General features: G+C 74.3%; 16 protein-coding genes. 8 read left to right on the top strand and 8 right to left on the bottom strand.

Going from position 1 to position 17,039, the window contains the following annotated elements:
- Nucleotides 1-3 precede the first annotated feature (3 nt).
- The 4 genes from Q0858_RS10975 to dcd are packed head-to-tail and all read left to right on the top strand — an operon-like array spanning nt 4 to nt 2,297.
- Nucleotides 4-621 (top strand): DJ-1/PfpI family protein, encoded by a 618-nt coding sequence (locus tag Q0858_RS10975; RefSeq protein WP_299053922.1) that lies wholly within the window; start codon nt 4-6, stop codon nt 619-621.
- A complete protein-coding gene (locus Q0858_RS10980) occupies nt 618-1,061 on the top strand; it encodes a helix-turn-helix domain-containing protein (protein WP_299053925.1) in 444 nt (147 codons plus the stop codon). The genes Q0858_RS10975 and Q0858_RS10980 overlap by 4 nt, the downstream gene beginning before the upstream one ends.
- Before the next feature lie 12 nt (nt 1,062-1,073).
- Complete coding sequence (locus Q0858_RS10985) at nt 1,074-1,712, top strand: hypothetical protein (protein WP_299053927.1); 639 nt, start codon at nt 1,074-1,076, stop codon at nt 1,710-1,712.
- 9 nt (nt 1,713-1,721) lie between these two features.
- Nucleotides 1,722-2,297 carry a dCTP deaminase gene (dcd, locus tag Q0858_RS10990; protein ID WP_299053929.1) on the top strand — a complete coding sequence of 192 codons (576 nt, stop codon included), beginning with the start codon at nt 1,722-1,724 and terminating at the stop codon, nt 2,295-2,297.
- Nucleotides 2,298-2,317: 20 nt separating this feature from the next.
- Here dcd and Q0858_RS10995 read toward each other — a convergent pair whose 3' ends face one another.
- Entirely contained in the window at nt 2,318-2,830 is a 513-nt protein-coding gene (locus Q0858_RS10995) for a hypothetical protein (RefSeq protein ID WP_299053932.1), read from the bottom strand.
- Between the two features lie 66 nt (nt 2,831-2,896).
- Here Q0858_RS10995 and Q0858_RS11000 point away from each other — a divergent pair, with 66 nt between their 5' ends.
- Together Q0858_RS11000 and Q0858_RS11005 are read left to right on the top strand one after the other, a co-directional pair.
- On the top strand, nt 2,897-3,826 hold the full coding sequence (locus Q0858_RS11000; RefSeq protein ID WP_299053935.1) for a siderophore-interacting protein: 930 nt from the start codon (nt 2,897-2,899) through the stop codon (nt 3,824-3,826).
- A gap of 68 nt (nt 3,827-3,894) precedes the next feature.
- Entirely contained in the window at nt 3,895-4,878 is a 984-nt protein-coding gene (locus Q0858_RS11005) for a hypothetical protein (RefSeq protein WP_299053938.1), read from the top strand.
- Here Q0858_RS11005 and Q0858_RS11010 read toward each other — a convergent pair.
- Nucleotides 4,875-8,051, bottom strand: coding sequence for a heterodisulfide reductase-related iron-sulfur binding cluster (locus Q0858_RS11010; protein WP_299053941.1), 3,177 nt, complete (start codon nt 8,049-8,051; stop codon nt 4,875-4,877). The genes Q0858_RS11005 and Q0858_RS11010 overlap by 4 nt on opposite strands.
- 168 nt (nt 8,052-8,219) lie before the next feature.
- Here Q0858_RS11010 and sppA point away from each other — a divergent pair, with 168 nt between their 5' ends.
- A complete protein-coding gene (gene sppA, locus Q0858_RS11015; RefSeq protein ID WP_299053944.1) occupies nt 8,220-9,977 on the top strand; it encodes a signal peptide peptidase SppA in 1,758 nt (585 codons plus the stop codon).
- An 84-nt stretch (nt 9,978-10,061) separates the two neighbouring features.
- The gene (locus tag Q0858_RS11020; protein ID WP_299053946.1) at nt 10,062-10,901 is read left to right on the top strand and encodes a PhzF family phenazine biosynthesis protein; all 840 of its coding nucleotides are present in this window, start codon (nt 10,062-10,064) and stop codon (nt 10,899-10,901) included.
- Here the strand turns inward: Q0858_RS11020 and Q0858_RS11025 are convergent.
- The 6 genes from Q0858_RS11025 to Q0858_RS11050 all read right to left on the bottom strand — a co-directional run bounded on the left by Q0858_RS11025 (nt 10,881) and on the right by Q0858_RS11050 (nt 17,027).
- Nucleotides 10,881-12,920, bottom strand: coding sequence for a cytochrome c oxidase assembly protein (locus tag Q0858_RS11025; protein WP_299053949.1), 2,040 nt, complete (start codon nt 12,918-12,920; stop codon nt 10,881-10,883). The genes Q0858_RS11020 and Q0858_RS11025 overlap by 21 nt on opposite strands.
- On the bottom strand, nt 12,917-13,561 hold the full coding sequence (locus Q0858_RS11030) for a copper resistance protein CopC (RefSeq protein WP_299053951.1): 645 nt from the start codon (nt 13,559-13,561) through the stop codon (nt 12,917-12,919). The genes Q0858_RS11025 and Q0858_RS11030 overlap by 4 nt, the downstream gene beginning before the upstream one ends.
- A gap of 50 nt (nt 13,562-13,611) precedes the next feature.
- Nucleotides 13,612-14,160 (bottom strand): hypothetical protein, encoded by a 549-nt coding sequence (locus tag Q0858_RS11035; protein ID WP_299053954.1) that lies wholly within the window; start codon nt 14,158-14,160, stop codon nt 13,612-13,614.
- A gap of 73 nt (nt 14,161-14,233) precedes the next feature.
- A complete protein-coding gene (locus tag Q0858_RS11040; protein WP_299053957.1) occupies nt 14,234-15,004 on the bottom strand; it encodes an IclR family transcriptional regulator in 771 nt (256 codons plus the stop codon).
- Between the two features lie 344 nt (nt 15,005-15,348).
- Nucleotides 15,349-15,831 carry a hypothetical protein gene (locus tag Q0858_RS11045; protein ID WP_299053960.1) on the bottom strand — a complete coding sequence of 161 codons (483 nt, stop codon included), beginning with the start codon at nt 15,829-15,831 and terminating at the stop codon, nt 15,349-15,351.
- The gene (locus Q0858_RS11050) at nt 15,828-17,027 is read right to left on the bottom strand and encodes an acyl-CoA desaturase (protein ID WP_299053962.1); all 1,200 of its coding nucleotides are present in this window, start codon (nt 17,025-17,027) and stop codon (nt 15,828-15,830) included. Before Q0858_RS11050 ends, Q0858_RS11045 begins: the two co-directional genes overlap by 4 nt.
- Nucleotides 17,028-17,039 lie beyond the last annotated feature (12 nt).

Raw genomic sequence — 17,039 nt, forward strand, 5'->3', positions numbered from 1 at the left:
GTCATGAAGCGGACGACCACACGACACCTGCACCTCGCCCTCGTCGACACCCTCGCCGACTGGGAGATCGGCTTCCTGACCGCCCACCTGACCCAGGGCGGCGCCGACCTCCGCGTCGTGACCGTCAGCGCCGACGGCGGCCCCGTCACCACCATGGGCGGGCTGCGGATCGCGGCCGACCTCGCGCTCGCCGACCTCGACCCCACGGACAGCGCGATGCTCGTGCTGCCCGGCGGCGAGACGTGGGCCGAGCCCGAGACGCAGGGCGTGGTCGAGGCCGCCCGCCGGTTCGTCGCCGCCGGCGTCCCCGTCGCCGCGATCTGCGGCGCCGTGTGGGCCCTGGCCGCGGCCGGCCTGCTCGACGACCGCCGTCACACCAGCAACGACGCCGGCTGGCTCGCCTCCTCGGGGTACGCCGGCGGCGCGCTGCACGTCGACGCCCCCGCGGTCACCGACCGCGGCGTCGTCACCGCCACCGGCATCGCGCCCGCCCACTTCGCCGCCGAGGTGTTCCGGACGCTCGGCAGCCACCCCGAGCCGATGGTCGACTCCTGGCTGAAGCTGTACGGCGACCGCGACCCCGCCGGCTTCCACGAGCTGATGGCGATGGCGGGCGCGTGAGCGACGAGCCCGCCGTCCTCTCCGACGTCGCGCTGACGACGTTCCGGCTCAGCTCCCAGGTGCTCGCGCTCGCCGAGGACCTCGCCCGGCCCGCCGGCCTGACCGCCGCCTGGTGGCAGGTGCTCGGCGCCGTCCACGAGACCCCCGACACCGTCTCCGGCGTCGCCCGCGCGATGGGCCTGACGCGGCAGAGCGTCCAGCGCATCGCCGACCTGCTGGTCGGCCGCGGCCTGGCGCGATGGGAGGACAACCCCGCCCACCGCCGCGCGAAGCTGCTGGTGCCCGAACGCGCCGGCGTCGACGCCGTACGACGGATCGCGCCGCAGCACGCCGCCGCGGCGCGCGCCCTGGTCGCCGAGCTCGGTCCCGATCGCGCCGCGGAGGTCCTGGCGGCGCTGCACGACCTGTCCGCGGCCCTGGCGGTCGTGCACCCCGACTGAGACCCTGGACGCGTGGACCCCGACCGGGTGGCGTCGTCCGAGTGGCGCACCCGCCTCACCGTGCTCGCTGCCGTCCTGGCGGTGGCGGGGGTCGTGCTCGCGCCCGGGATCGTCGACCGCCTCGTGACCACCGCTCCCGCCCTGCCCTCGGCGCAGGCCGCGCCCGACCCGGACGGCTTCCTCGCCGGCGACGCCGTGTGCCCGGCCGAGCAGGGCGACCTCGTCGGGCCGGACGCCGGCCCCGCGGGCGCCGTCCTCGCCGACCTGCGCGACGAGACCCGCCGCCTGCCCGGGTACGCCGGCGACACCGTCGCCGCTGCGGACCGGGTCGTCCTCTACTGGCGCGACCCCGTGCCGCCGGTCGTCCGTGACCTCGCCGGCCCGCGACCCGACGGCGTCGAGGTCGTCGTCGCCCCGACGGCGTACTCCGCCAGCGACATCGCCAGCGGCCTCGCCCTGGTCGGCAGTGCCCTGGCGTCCGGGGACGACGCCTGGACGGCGGTCGACTCCTGCGCCGACTCCTCCGGGCTGCGGGTCGAGGTCGCGGCGTCCGTCCAGGACCCGGCCGGGCTCGGCGCGGACCTGACGGCGATCGCGGCGATGCCGGTGACCGTCGTGGTCACGGACGAGACCGCCGCCGTGGGTCGGTAGGGTCGGCGCGTGCTGCTGAGCGATCGCGACATCCGCGCCGAGGTCGACGAGGGTCGGATCGTCCTCGACCCGTGGGACCCGGAGATGGTGCAGCCGTCGTCGGTGGACGTGCGGCTCGACCGGATCTTCCGGACCTTCGAGAACCACCGCTACCCGCACATCGACCCCGCCGAGGACCAGCCGGACCTCACCCGCGAGGTGAGCTGCATCGGTGACGAGCCGTTCATCCTGCACCCGGGCGAGTTCGTCCTCGGGTCGACGTACGAGTCGGTGCGGCTGCCGGACGACGTCGCCGCGCGCCTCGAGGGCAAGTCCTCGCTGGGCCGCCTCGGGCTGCTCACCCACTCGACCGCCGGCTTCATCGACCCCGGCTTCACCGGCCACGTGACGCTCGAGCTCGCCAACGTCGCGAACCTGCCGATCAAGCTCTGGCCCGGCATGAAGATCGGCCAGCTCTGCTTCTTCCGGCTCTCCTCGCCGGCCGAGCACCCGTACGGCTCGGAGAAGTACGGCTCGCGCTACCAGGGCCAGCGCGGCCCGACCCCCTCGCGCTCCTCGGCGAACTTCCTGCGCACGCAGATCTAGCCCCGGGTCCGGCCCCGGACCTAGTCCAGGACCTGCGAGACGTCGTTCATCAGGTCCGACGTGCTGTTGCCGCTGCTGCCCGAGCTCCTGCCGGGTCGCACGAGGAAGCGCGCCAGGAGGAGTGCGGCGACCAGCACGAGCACGGCGGTGCCGAGCGCCGCGAACGCCGCGGCGTCCCCGGAGCCCCAGGTCGCGAGCGCCTGGGAGACCAGCAGGGCGACGCCGACGACCGCCACCCCGACGGCGCCGGTGGTCACGCGGGCCCGCTGCCAGGCCTCGGCCGTACGCCGCCGCGCGAGCAGCACGCCCGCGAGGGCGAGGGTCGCGGCCGCGGTGGCGACGACGAGCCACGCCGGCGGGCCGGTCCCGGCGTCGAGGTCGGAGGTCCCGACGACCGCGACCAGGCCGGCGACCACGACGGCCAGGCTCGTCAGCGTGACCAGCAGGGACCGACGCCGCGCCGCGGCCCGCGCCTGCAGGTGCTCGCTCACCCTCTGCTTGCGCTGCTGCTTGCGCTCCCGCTTGGTCGTCACCGCTGGAGCGTAGGTCCGGGCGAGCGGGTTGAGCGGCTCGTCGGCCGTAAGTTAGGGTCACCTAACATGAGCACCGGGACGGTCGAGGAACCCCGCAGCGTCGTCGACCGGGTCATCGTACGACGGGCCGAGCGGGTGAGCCCCTCGTTCGTCCGCGTCTGGCTCGGCGGGGAGGCGCTGGCGGACTTCGGCACCACCGGCCCGATGCTCGACCAGCGCATCAAGCTGATCTTCCCCGGCGCCGCGGGCACGCTGCCGCCGCTGGACCCGGCGAGCGACTGGTACGCCGCCTGGCTGGCCCTGCCCGAGGACCAGCGCGGGTCGATGCGCACCTACACCCCCCGTGACGTCCTCGGCGAGGGCGCGGACCGGCAGGTGGTCGTCGACATCGTCGTCCACGAGCACGGCCCGACCGGTCCCGGCAACGCGTGGGCGCTGGCCGCCGTACCGGGCTCCGAGGCGGTCGTCGTCGGCCCCCGCCGCGACGCGGCGTGGGGCGGGATCGAGTTCGCCCCCGGTGACGCCGAGCGGGTCCTCGTCGTCGGCGACGAGACCGCCGTCCCCGCGGCGTACGGCATCCTGCGCGACCTCCCCGCCGACGCCCGCGGCTGCGTGCTGCTCGAGGTGCCGACCTCCGGCGACGTGCTCGACGACCTCCGCGGACCCGAGGGCGTGGACGTCGAGTGGCTGCCCCGCGACGGCGCCGAGCGCGGCGCGAAGCTGTGGGGCGCCACCCTCCGCCGGCTCGGGGAGGACGACTGGCGCCAGGCCCCGCCGCAGCTGGAGGACGACGAGGTCGAGGAGCTCGTCTGGGACACCCCCGAGGTCGCCGACACCTCCGCCGACGGGCCCTTCTCCGGCCTCTACGCCTGGATCGCCGGCGAGGCCAAGGTCGTCACCGGCCTGCGTCGCCACCTGGTCAAGGACCTCGGCGTCGACCGCTCGCAGGTGGCCTTCATGGGCTACTGGCGCGAGGGCGTCGCGATGAAGGGCTGAGTCCGGGGTTCTCCACAGGCCCGGAGTGGGGTGGGTTCGCCGCCCGGGCGTCGGGGGAGGACCCGGGCATGATCCCGCTGCCGCCCGGTCTCCTGGACCTCATCGACCTGCAGGACGGCGTCCTCGCGCGCCGCCAGGCGCTGGAGGCGGGGATGACCTCGACCGCCGTGGAGCGCAGGGTGCGGCGGCGCGAGTGGGTGACGGTCCACCCGGGCGTGTACGTGACGCACACAGGGCCGCTGACGTGGTTGCAGCGGGCCTGGGCCGCGGTGCTGGCGTGCTGGCCCGCGGTGCTCGACCGTCACTCGGCCATCCGCGCGGCCGAGGGCCCGGGGCGGCTCGAGCTCCCGGAGCACCTGATCGCCGTGGCGGTCGAGCGCGGCCGCCACGTGAAGGAGCCCGAGGGCGTCAGCGTCCGTCGGGTGGACCGCCTCGACGAGTGGGCCCGCTGGCAGCGGCACCCTCCGGTGCTGGCCTACGAGGCCGCTGTCCTGCAGATGGCGGACCGGGCGCGCACGGAGATGGCCGCCGTCGGGTGGCTGGCCGAGGCCTGCGGTGGCCGGCGCACCACGGCGAGCCGCCTGCGGTCGGCGATGGACGCGTCCCCGCGGATGCACCGGCGACTCCTGCTCGAGCAGATCCTCGAGGACGTCGAGGCGGGCACCTGCTCGGTCCTTGAGCGTGCCTACCGCCGCCGGGTGGAGCGGGCGCACGGCCTCCCGCGCGGCGTGCTGCAGGCGCCCGCTCGTGACCGGGCGGGTCGGCCGATGCTGCGGGACGTGCTCTACCCGCGGCACGGACTGGTGGTGGAGCTGGACGGGCGGCTGTTCCACTCGACGGCCCACGCCCGGGACCGTGACATGGAGCGGGACCTCGACGCCGCCCTGGACGGACTACGCACTGTCCGACTCGGCTACGGGCAGGTCCTGCCGCGCGCGTGCGCCACGGCGGTCAAGATCGCCGCGCTGCTGGGGGTCGAGCCCCTGAAGTGCGAGAACTGTGGTGGATCGTCCGAACCAGGTTCAGACGATCCACCACACTTCGCCGCCTAGATGTCGAAGAGGGAGCCGCCGAGGTCGACGTTCGTCTTCGGCTGGTTGGCCTCGCCGTTCGAGCTCGGCTTCTTCTCGGGCTCGGGCTCGGACTCGGGCTCCGGCTCGGGTTCGGGGTCGGCGTCGGCGGTGAGGGCGGTGGCTGCCTGGCTGACCTCGTCGCCCGACGGGGCGGTGGGCTCGGGGTCCACGGACTCCTGCTCCTCGGCGACCGCCTCGGCCTCCGCGGTGGGCGCGGGGATGTCGAAGAGGGACCCGCCGCTGAAGTCGACGGGCTCCGCGGGCTTCTCGGCCTTCGGCAACGGCTCGGGCTCAGGCTCCGGCTCGGGTTCCGCCTTCGCCGTCGGCTCGGGCTCGGCCGGGGCCGCGATGTCGAACAGCGACCCGCCGCTGAAGCCTGCCGGCTCGGCGGACTCCTCGGCGGGCTCCTCGGCGGGCTCCTCGGCGGCCGGCTCCGGCTCGGCCTTCGCAGCCGGCTCCGGCTCCGGCTCCGCGGGAGCCGGGATGTCGAACATCGACCCACCGAACCCCGCCGACTCGGCGGGCTCCTCAGCGGCCTTCTCAGCGGCCTTCTCAGCAGCCGGCTCAGGCTCGGTCGGCGCGGGGATGTCGAACATCGACCCCCCGGACGACGGCGCAGGCTCCGCCGTCGCAGCGGGCTCCGGCTCGGGCTCCGGCTCCGGCTCGGCCTCCGCCGGCGCCGCGACGTCGAACAGCGAACCGCCGGACGACGCCGGGGTGGCGGCCTTGGCCTCCTCCGCGGGCGCGTCGCCCTGCGAGGACGTCGGGGTCTTCTCCGCCGGGGCCGGGTCGTCGAACAGCGAGGTGCCGCCGGACGCCTTCGCCAGCGGGCCGGCGTCCGAGGTCTCGGTGATGGTGCCGGCGGACTGGGTGTCGTCGTCCGGGGCGGGCTCGTCGCGGGTCGCCTCGTCGGCGCGGGCGGCGGGGGCGGGGGTGTTCGCGGCCTTGGCGGTGGTCCCGGCGAGGGCCTTGGTGGCGGGCTGGCCCTTCACCGACGCTAGCAGCATCTGCGCGACGTCGAGGACCTCGACCTCCTCGCGCGCCTCGCCCTTCGACTGCATCATCGTCAGCCCGTCGGAGAGCATCACGCGGCAGAAGGGGCAGCCGACGGCGATCTGGTCGGCGCCGGTCCCGACGGCCTCGGCCGTGCGGTTCATGTTGATCCGCTCGCCGGTGTTCTCCTCCATCCACATGCGGGCACCACCGGCGCCGCAGCAGAACGAGCGCTCGGAGTTGCGCTCCATCTCGGCCATCTTCGCGCCGGGCAGCACCTGCAGGAGCTCGCGCGGCGGGGAGTAGACGCCGTTGTGGCGGCCGATGTAGCAGGGGTCGTGGTAGGTGATCGAGCGCTTGGCCGCGCCGGCGCCGTCCTTGACCGGTGTCAGCTTGCCCTCGCGCACGAGGCGGTTGAGCAGCTGCGTGTGGTGGACGACCTCGAGCTCGACGCCGAACTCGGCGTACTCGTTCTTCAGCGTGTTGAAGCAGTGGGCGCAGGTGGAGACGACCTTCTTGGCCTTCGCCTCGGTCAGCGTCTCGGCGTTCTGCGTCGCGAGGCCCTGGAAGACGAACTCGTTGCCCGCCCGTCGCGCCGGGTCCCCGGTGCAGGTCTCGCCGTTGCCCAGGACGCCGAACGTCGTGCCCGACATGTGGAGCAGCTCCGCGACGGCGCGGGTGGTCTTCTTGGCGCGGTCCTCGTACGCGCCGGCGCAGCCGACCCAGAAGAGCCACTCGACGGAGTCGAGGTCCTCGATGTCCTCACCGACGACGGGGACGTCGAAGTCCAGGCCCTTGGCCCAGTCCAGGCGCGCCTTGGGCGACTGGTTCCAGGGGTTGCCCTTGTTCTCCATCCCCTTGAAGAGCTGGTTCAGCTCGGCGGGGAAGTTGTTCTCGACGAGGATCGCGTGGCGACGCATGTCGATGATGTGGTCGACGTGCTCGATGTCGACCGGGCACTGCTGCACGCAGGCGCCGCACGAGGTGCACGACCACAGCGCCTCCGGGTCGATGACGCCGTACGCCGCCTCGTCGCCGATGAGCGGACGCTCGACCTCCTGGGTCAGCGTGTCGCTGCCCGCGAGGAGGGCCTCGCGGTCACCCTCGGCGGCGCGGAGGTACGGCGCCTGCGCGTACGCGTGGTCGCGCAGCTGGGTGATGATCAGCTTGGGGTTCAGCGGCTTCTCGGTGTTCCACGCCGGGCACTGGCTCTGGCAGCGGCCGCACTCGGTGCACGAGGTGAAGTCGAGGATGTTCTTCCAGGAGAAGTCCTCGATCTTCCCGACGCCCAGGGACGCGTCCTCGTCGAGCTCCTCGATGTCGTCGAGGCTGACGCGCTGGCCCGCGTTGGTCAGCGGCTTGACCGCGCCGAGCGCCGTCCGGCCGGAGGACTCGCGCTTGAACCAGATGTTGAAGAACGCGGTGAAGCGGTGCCAGGCGACGCCCATCGTCGTGTTCAGCGCGAGGACGATCATCCAGGTGAACGAGATGACGATCTTCAGCATCGCGACGAGGTAGATGAGGTTCTCGAGCGTCGAGGTCGACAGCCCGGAGAACAGCTCGCCCAGCCAGAAGGTCAGCGGGAAGTGCAGCGGGGAGGCCAGCTCGGGGTCGTCGGTGGTGAACAGCGCGTACTCGAGGCCGCGCAGCGTGATGATGCACAGGCCGACGCCGAGGATGACGCCCTCGACGAAGTAGCCCTGCCACATGGTCGACTTGTAGAACCGCCCACGGGCGCCGCGCACGCGCTCCTTCGGCCGCGTCGCGCGGTAGGCGATGAAGCCGATGATCGCGAACGTCATCAGCCACGTGAAGGCCTCGGAGGCCCACTCGTACGGCGGGAAGTGGCCGATGAGCGGCAGCGCGAAGTGGGCGTCGAAGAGCTGCCCGAACGCCGTCAGCAGCGTGAAGAACAGCAGGCCGAAGCCGACGAAGACGATCCAGTGGGCGGCGCCGACGACGCCCCACTGCAGCATCCGCGTGTGGCCCAGCGACTCCTTCAACAGGGTCACGGTGCGGGCGCCCGGGTTGTCCGTGCGCGACATCGCGGGCTGGCCGGCGCGGATCACGCCGAGGATCTCCTGGATCGCGCGCACGAAGAGCGCGATCCCGACGACCGTGATGGCCAACGACACGACGATGGCGACGATCTGCAGCATGCGGGGGTCTCTCCTCTGCTCCCAGCCGGCCCTCCGCGGCGGGTGGGCACTCGCGCAGCCTAGGGACGGTCTGCGCGGGCGTCAGGCACCGATCCGGTACCCACACACACTACCCGTGGGTAACTTCTGCCAGGCGTGGCCTCGCACACACGCCGCTAGCGTGGGTCCATGGCTCTCCCGACAGCGCTGACGTCCCGACTGTCCGGCCGGCTGCGCACCCTGGTGGGCGGCGGCCCCGGCGTCCTCCTGGAGCTCGAGCTCGGCCGCGGCGTCACCGAGACCCCGCCCGCCTCCCCGCTGGAGGCGTTGCGCTCGATCCGCACCCCGTCCCTGCGGTCGGTGGTGAAGGCCCTCGAGGAGGCGGCCGCCGACGACGACGTGGTCGGCCTGGTCTGCCACCTCGGCACCTGGGAGCCCACGCTGGCGCAGTCGGCCGAGCTGCGCGCGGCCGTCGGCGTCCTGCGGGAGGCGGGCAAGCGGACCGTCGTCTGGTCCGAGGCGTACGGCGAGCTCGGGCCCGGCAACACGCCGTACCACCTGGCGAGCGCGTTCGAGGAGGTCTGGGTCCAGCCCAGCGGGGACGTCGGGCTGGTCGGGATGTCCGCGCGGGCGACCTTCCTGCGCGGCGTCCTCGACAAGGTCGGCGTGGAGCCGCAGCTGGCGCAGCGCCATGAGTACAAGTCCGCGGCCGACACGTTCCTGCGCACCGCGATGACGGAGCCGGTCCGGGAGATGACGACGCGCCTGGTCACCTCCGCGACCGACACCCTCGTCGCCGACGTGGCCACCTCCCGCGGGCTGACCCGCGAGGCCGTCCGGGCCGCGCTGGAGGCCGGCCCGCTCACCGCCGACGAGGCCCTGGAGCGCAGCCTGGTCGACCGCATCGGCTACCGCGACGAGGTGTACGACGACCTCGGCGCCGGGCCCGACGCCGTCGCGGCCGGGTCGGTGGCGCTGAGGTTCGTGGAGAAGTACTCCGGCACCGGTGGTCTGTCCTCGGTCGTCGAGAACCTCACCGGCTCGCTGCCCGGCTCCTCCGGTGACCCCGTCGTCGCGATCGTCGGCGCCCACGGCGCGATCCACCTCGGCCGCTCCGGCCCGTCGAGCCCGCTGGGTGGGCCGAGCGTCGGCTCCGACACCCTCGCCGCGGCCCTCCGCGCGGCGGGCCGCGACGACGCCGTGAAGGCCGTCGTCCTCCGGGTCGACAGCCCCGGCGGCTCGTACGCCGCCTCCGACACCGTCCACCGCGAGATCCACCGGCTCCGCGAGGCCGGCACCCCGGTCGTCGCGTCCATGGGCTCCGTCGCGGCGTCCGGCGGCTACTTCATCGCGATGCCGTGCGACCGGGTGCTGGCCAGCGCCGGCACGATCACCGGCTCGATCGGCGTGCTCGCCGGCAAGCAGGTGCTCCGCGAGGCCTTCGACAAGGTCGGCCTGGCGCAGGAGACCGTCGCCGGCGGCCGCTACGCCGACATGTTCTCCTCCGACCGCGGCTTCGACGACGAGGAGTGGGCGCGGCTCGAGGGCTGGCTCGACCGCGTGTACGACGACTTCACCGCCAAGGCCGCCCGCGACCGCGGCATGGCGGTCGGCGACCTCCGCGAGGTCGCCCGCGGCCGCGTCTGGACCGGCGCCGACGCGGCCGAGATCGGCCTCGTCGACGAGCTCGGCGGCCTGTCGCGCGCGATCGACGTCGCCTGCGAGCTGGCCTCGGTGAGCCGGCGGAGGGCCGACGTGCGGACCTACCCCCGCACCGGGCCGCTCGCCGCGCTGCAGCAGCCCGAGAACAGCCAGTCCCCGGCCGCCGCGGCAGGGGTCCTCCTCGGCGGCGACGGCCCCCCGCTGCTCGCCCAGCTGCTCGGCCTCGTCGGTCTCCCGCCCACGACCGGCGTCCTCACTATGGGCCTGGACCTGCGGCTGCGGTAGCCCGCACCCACCCACCCACCCACCCACCCAGCCGGTCGAGCAGCACGCGAGCGCAGCGAGCGCGCGTCGTCGAGACGCTGTGAGATGGTCGCTGCCGTGCTGACCTACACCGAGGTGGACGTCTTCGGCCGGGGCCCGCTGACCGGCAACCCCGTGGCCGTCGTCCACGGCGCCGACGGCCTGGACGGCGACACGATACAGGCGTTCGCGAGCTGGACGAACCTGTCGGAGACGACGTTCCTCCTCACCCCCACCGACCCGGCCGCCGACTACCGGGTCCGGATCTTCACGCCGGGCCGGGAGCTGCCGTTCGCCGGCCACCCGACCCTCGGCACCGCTCACGCCTGGCTGGAGGCGGGTGGGACCCCGCGCGGCGAGGGCACCGTCGTGCAGGAGTGCGGCGTCGGGCTGGTGACGCTGCGCCGCGGCGAGGGGCTGTCGTTCGCCGCACCCGGCTTCCTGCGCCACGGCGAGGTCGACGACGCCACCGTGGAGCAGGCGCTGGCCGCGGTCGGGGTGTCCCGGGACCGCCTGGTCGCCGCGTCGTGGATCGACAACGGACCCGGCTGGCTCGGGCTCCGGCTGGCCTCCGCGGACGACGTCCTGGCGATCACGCCCGACGCCACCGTGATGGGCGAGCTGCGGCTCGGCGTCCTCGGCCCGCACCCGGACGGCGGACCCGCCGACGTCGAGGTCCGCGCCTTCGCGGGCGGCATCGGCGTCGACGAGGACCCGGTCACCGGCAGCCTCAACGCCGGGTTCGCGGTGTGGCTGATCGAGGAGGGCGTCCTGCCGTCGTCGTACGTCGCCCGGCAGGGCACCGCGATCGGCCGTGACGGGCGGGTGGTCGTCGAGCAGGTCGGCGACGACGTCTGGGTCGGCGGCGCGACGAGGACGGTCGTCTCAGGTTCTGTCGCGCTCTGACGCGGCGTCCCGCCCGGCGGCCCGCGCCAGCATCGCGTTGTACGCCGCGAGCTCGGCCTCGGCGTTGCCCGAGCGGTCGCGGCGCTTGGCCTCGCGGTCGTCGTCGCGGAACCACTGGAACAGCAGCACCACGACCAGCAGCACCATCGGCAGCTCACCGAGCGCCCACGTGGCGGAGCCGCCCAGGTACTGGTCGTACGCCGGGTCGCGGGAGAACCCGAGGCCCTCGTAGTAGTCGCCGCCGATGATCAGCTCGCTCGACATCACCGCGACCGCGAAGAACGCGTGGAACGCGATCGTCACCATCAGCAGCCCGAGGCGGGCGACGTGCGGCAGGCGCCTCATCGGGGAGTCCCCGATGAGGATCTCGAAGAACAGCAGGCCGGAGAGCAGGAAGTGCAGCTCCATCGCGGCGTGGCCGAGGTGGTGGTCCATGAGGACGTCGAACAGCCCGCCGAGGTAGACGACGTACAGGCTGCCGACGAAGATCCCGGCGACGACGACGGGGTGGCTGACGACGCCCGCGACCCGGGAGCGCAGCGCGCGGGACAGCAGCTGGCGGGGTCCGGTGCCGCCGGGGACGTCGGGCCCCGGCAGGGCGCGCAGGGCGAGGGTGATGGGGGCGCCCAGGACGAGGAAGATCGGCGCCAGCATCGAGAGCACCATGTGGGCGACCATGTGGGCGCTGAACAGGACGCCGGCGTACACGCCGAGGCCGCCGGAGGTCGCCCACAGCACCAGGAGCAGGCCGAACGCGAACGACAGCGTCCGACCGACCGGCCAGCGGTCACCGCGCCGGCCGAGGCGTCGTACGCCGACCGCGTAGGCGACGCCGCCCAGAAGGACGACGCTCAGCCCGACACCCGAGGGCTGCCACGACCAGAGCAGGCGCCCGAAGGTCACCGCGTCGGGGAGCGGCCCACCGAGGAGGGCCTCGGCGCGGGTGACGACGCCGGTCGGGGGCGTGGGGGTCCGGGCGAGGGCGGCGCCGAGCCCGAACGCCGTCGCCATCAGGGTGACCTCGATGCCGGCGAGGCCGGCGAAGGCCCGGCCGGGCCGGTCGGAGGCGCGCACGAGGCGCCGCAGCCGCAGCGCGACGAGACCGATCGACCCGAGGACGACGGTCTTGGCCAGGACGCCGGCGCCGTACCCGGTGGCGAGGTCCGAGAGCGACGTGACGCGGGTCAGCGCCGAGACGACGCCGGACACGGCGACGACCCCGAAGCACCAGGCCGCCAGGGCGGAGAAGCGGGCGGCGGCGCGGTCCGCGGCGGGGGAGGGGTCCGCGACGTTCGAGCGGGAGGGGAGGTGCCACCACAGCGCGACCACCCCGCCGGCCCAGACCGACGCCCCGAGGACGTGCCACAGCAGGGCCACCTCGGCCGTCCCGTGGCCGCCGGTCCCCGAGCCGGCGTGGCCGACCAGCAGGGGCGGGACGACGGCGGCCAGGGCGAGGACCAGGGCCACGACTGCACCGCCGGCCGTCGAGGCCGTCCGGGCGGTCGCCGCGACGACGAGGGCGAGCACGACCTGCACCAGCAGCGACTGGACCTGCGACGACGACCCGGCGGTGTCCAGCAGCCCGGCGAGCCGCAGCCCGGTGAGTGGGACGGCGACCTGGTCGGCGTACGTCGTGACCGCCTGGGCCAGCGAGACCAGCGCCCACAGCAGCGCGAGCGGGACGACGGCCCGCACCGGTCCGCCGCCCCGCGGGGTCCGCGACAGCGGGTCGCGCAGGGTGACGAGGGTCAGCAGCGGCACGAGCAGCAGGCTCACCACGGTGACGGCGACGAGCTGCCCGACCAGGTCGAGCGCGGGCAGCGCCCAGCCGACGACCGGGCCCGGGTCCGGGAGTCCCGGCGGGGCGGGGCTGGGGGCCCCGCCGGCGACGAGCAGCAGGACCACCAGCGCCCCGGCCGACGCGAGGAGCGCGGCGAGCGCCTGCGTGCGGCGTGCTCCGGCGTCCCCGTGGTCGTCGAGGACCTCCGGGGTTCCGGTGCGGGGCTCGGTGGAGGTCACCGCGTCCGGTTCCCCCGGCGCCGCGCCAGCATGAGCAGGGTGACGACCGCCACGACGGCGACGACGGCGACCACCACGACGGTGGTGCTGACGCCGCCCTCGTCGGACTCCTCGGTCTGGCTCGCCGCGGGCTCCGTGTCGGCGGTGGTGGGCTCGTCCGACGGTGCGGCGTCGGTGGCGGCGTCGGACGGGGCGGGTTCGGTCGCGTCCTCCCGTGGCTGGGTGCTGGCCTTGGGCGCCGCGGCGGGCTCTGAGGCGGTGAAGGTGGTCTCGCCCTCGATCGGGTGACCGTCGGCGGAGACGACGCGGTAGGCGATCGTGTACTCGCCGGCCGCCGCGGCGGCGGCCAGCGGACGGGTCACGGTGGCGCCGTCCACGGCGACCGCCCCGCCGGTGACGTCGATCCCGTCGGCGGTGGTGACCGAGACGAACGCGGGCTCGGAGACCTCCTCGCTGAACTCGAGGACGACCTCGGTCGGCGGGCGCTCGACGGTGGCGCCGTCCTCCGGGTTGGCGCCGACGAGGGCGGCGTGGGCCGAGGCGGGCGGGGCCGTGACGGCCAGGGCGGTGAGCGCGGTCAGGGTGGCGAGCAGGAGCGCGGCCAGCGCTGCCGAGGGACGGCGCAGGGCGTGGGTGGTCATGGGTCCTCCGAGCGGGTGGGTGGTCGAGCCGCCCTGCGTCGTCGGTGGTGTCAGGACGCGAGGGCCGGGGGCGGGGTCGTCCGCCCCGCCGGTGGCCCGCGCACGGGGGCGGTGCCCGGCGCCGGCGGACGCGGCGGACCCGCCACGGAGGCGGCGACCGCGAGCCGGGGGACGGCGTACGGCGGGAGGCCGGGCAGGGGGACGCGCCACCGGTCGAGGGCGGCGCGCGCCAGCCGGACCAGGGCGCGGTCGGCCCCGAGGGCCAGGGCGGCGCTGGTCAGCCCCGCGCCGACGTGTGTGAGGAGCATGACCTCGCCCGAGCCGTGGGCCATCGCGGCGTGCGGCGACGCGGACGTGGTGAAGAGGACGTGCCAGGCGCCCTGGGTGGCGACCGTCAGGGCGAGGGCGGTCCACGGTGAGGTCGGACGGACCCGGCCCAGCAGCATCCCCGCGGCCACGGAGGCGAGGACGGCGACGGCACCGGGCAGCAGGGCCACCGTCCCGCCCGAGGCGTGGTGCGCCCAGACGGCACCGGCGGCGGTCACGAGACCGACCGCGGCACCCCGTGCCGCGGCGGGTGTCGGTGCGCGTGTGGCCATCCCGGTCGCCCCTCGTCGTCTGGTCCGAGGCTACCCGCGGTCCCGGGACCGGGTCCTCCCCGATCTGGGTGCTTCAGGGGCCCGGCCGGGTCGGGCGGGCGCCTCCCCCGACGCGGGACGTCAGCAGCGCCGCGGCCCGGACCGTCGCGGCCACGTCCTGCGTCGGGTCCTCCTCGACGGGCCCGGTGACGGCGACGGCCGCGACCGGGTGGCCGGTGTGGTCGAGCACGGCGGCGGCGACGCTGGCCTGCCCCGCGGTGACCTCCTCGTGCTCGACGGCGTGGCCGCGCTGGCGGGTCTCGGCGAGCAGGGTCCGCAGCTCCGCCGGCCCGGACGGGCCGTGGCCCTCCCGGGTGACGAACGCGTCCGCGGCGGGGAAGAGGGCCCGCACCTGCGCGGCCGGCAGGGCCGCGAGGATCGCGCGGCCGCTCGCCGTGACCTGCGCCGGTAGGCGCACCCCCACGCCCGTGACCAGCGGTGGGCGGCCCGGGGCGCGCTCCTGGACGACGTACAGGACGTCGCGGCCGTGGAGCACCGCCAGCTGCGCGGAGCGGCCGGTGGCGTCGGCGAGGTCCGCGATCGGACGCCGGGCGATGCGGGCGAGGGGCTCGGATCGGGCGTACCCGCTGCCCACCTCGAACGCCGCCACCCCCAGCCCGACCGAACGGTCCTCGGGCAGGTGGACGACGAAACCCTCCTCGGCCATGGCGCCGAGCAGGTGGTACGCCGAGCTCCGCGGCAGGTCGCACGCCCTCGCGACCCGGTCCACCGGCACCGGCCCGGGCTGCGACGCCAGGAACCTCAGCACCCGCAGCGCCCTCGTCGCCGCCGGCACCTGACTCATGGGCTCAGGCTAGGACGCCGAGTCGGCCCCAACGCACTGCTGTGGGGCGTCGAGTCGGCCCGAACGCACTGCTGTGGGACGTCGAGTCGGCCCGAACGCACTTCCAGCGGACGTCGAGTCGGCCCGAACGCACTTCCAGGGGACGCTGAGTCGGCCCGGACGTGGCGGGCCACTGGTCTCGACGAGCACGACCGCCGGTGGTCCAGCTTGTCGAGACCCCGGCGCTCGGTGCGTTCGGGCCGACTGGGCGCGCAATAGGCGTGCGTTCGGGCCGACTGGGCGCTCGGGAGGCGTGCGTTCGGGCCGACTGGGCGCGCAATAGGCGTGCGTTCGGGCCGACTCGGCTACAGGTCGGTGACCCCGACGACCGAGTGCGGCCGGAAGGTCGGGTACGCCGGGTGACCGGTGCCGTCGGGACGGTCCAGGTCGAAGCCGCCGGTCAGCACCAGCCGCCAGGCGGGCCTCGCCTCGGTCTGGCCGAGCACGGGCACGCCGAGGGAGGTCCAGGCCCGGGCGGCCGCCGCGCACTCGGCGTGCAGCGGCGGCAGCCGGAACCCGTTGTCGGCGACCTCGGTCTCCGTGCCCAGCAGGTGCAGCGGGTTGGGCAGGCCCGACAGCCCGCAGGCCGCGCAGACCCGGCTGAGCGCGCACTGGAGCACCCGCTTCTTCGCGAGGTGGGCGAGGTCGCCGCTGCCGTCGTCGTGCTCGCACACGAACGGCAGCGGCAACCCCGACGCCTCGTCGGTACGACGCCCGGCCAGCTCCTCCGGCCAGGTCACCGCACCGGGGTCGCGGCCGCCGTCCACGACGGTCGGCCGCCAGCTCACGCGGTCCGGCTCCGCGACCACGCGCCCAGCTCGCTGCGGCGGCCGGGACGCTCGGCGTCCGTCTTCCGCTTGTTGCGCTGCTTGGGCAGCTCGTCCGGCGGCGGGGTGCCGTCGGGCGCGGTCATGCCGTTGGGCAGCGAGAGCTTCATGATCGTGCGCAGCGCCTGGCCGTACTGCTTGTGCAGCGGTCCGATCGTGTAGGGGATCCCGTACCGCTCGCAGATCTCCTTCACCTCGACCGACATCTCGCCGTACCGGTTGGACGGCAGGTCGGGGAAGAGGTGGTGCTCGATCTGGTAGCCGAGGTTGCCCGACATGATGTGGAGCAGCTCGCCGCCCTCGAAGTTCGCGGCACCCAGCACCTGGCGCAGGTACCACTCGGCGCGCGTCTCGTCCTCGAGCTCCTCCTCGGTGAAGTGCATCGCACCGTCGGGGAAGTGCCCGCAGAAGATGATCACGTAGGACCAGAAGTTGCGCATCGAGTTCGCCGCCAGGTTCGCGGTGATCGTCGTCTTCCAGTTCGGTCCGGACAGCGCCGGGTAGACGACGTAGTCCTTGACGAACTGGTTGCGGCCCTTGCGCCAGATCTGCTTGAGCTGGCGCTTCATCTCCTTCGGGTCCTTCTGGCCCTTCCGGATCCGCTCCACGTCGAGGTCGTGGAGGGCGACGCCCCACTGGAACATGGCGGCCAGCAGCGCGTTGTAGACCGGCTGACCGAGGTTGAACACGTTCCAGCGCTGCTCGCGCGCCATGCGGAGGATGCCGTACCCGATGTCGTTGTCGTGGCCGAGCACGTTGGTGAACTGGTGGTGCACGTAGTTGTGGCTGTGCTTCCACTGCTCGGCCGGCTGCGCGGTGTCCCACTCCCAGTTGGAGGAGTGGATCTCCGGGTCGTTCATCCAGTCCCACTGGCCGTGCATGACGTTGTGGCCGATCTCCATGTTCTCGAGGATCTTGGCGATCCCGAGCATGGCGGCGCCGGCGGCCCAGGCGGGCTTCTTGTGGCTGGCGAACAGCGTGACCCGCCCGGCGAAGGCGAGGCCTCGCTGGATCTTGATCATCCGCTTGATGTACGCCGCGTCGTCCGCGTTGCGCGACTCCTCGATGCGCTTGCGGATGGCGTCGAACTCGGCGCCGATCGCCTCGACGTCCTCGGGTGAGAGGTGGAGGTACTCCTTGACGTCGGAGATAGCCATGCGTGCTCCCTT

It is taken from the genome of uncultured Nocardioides sp., from assembly GCF_947489365.1.
Lineage (GTDB): Bacteria > Actinomycetota > Actinomycetes > Propionibacteriales > Nocardioidaceae > Nocardioides.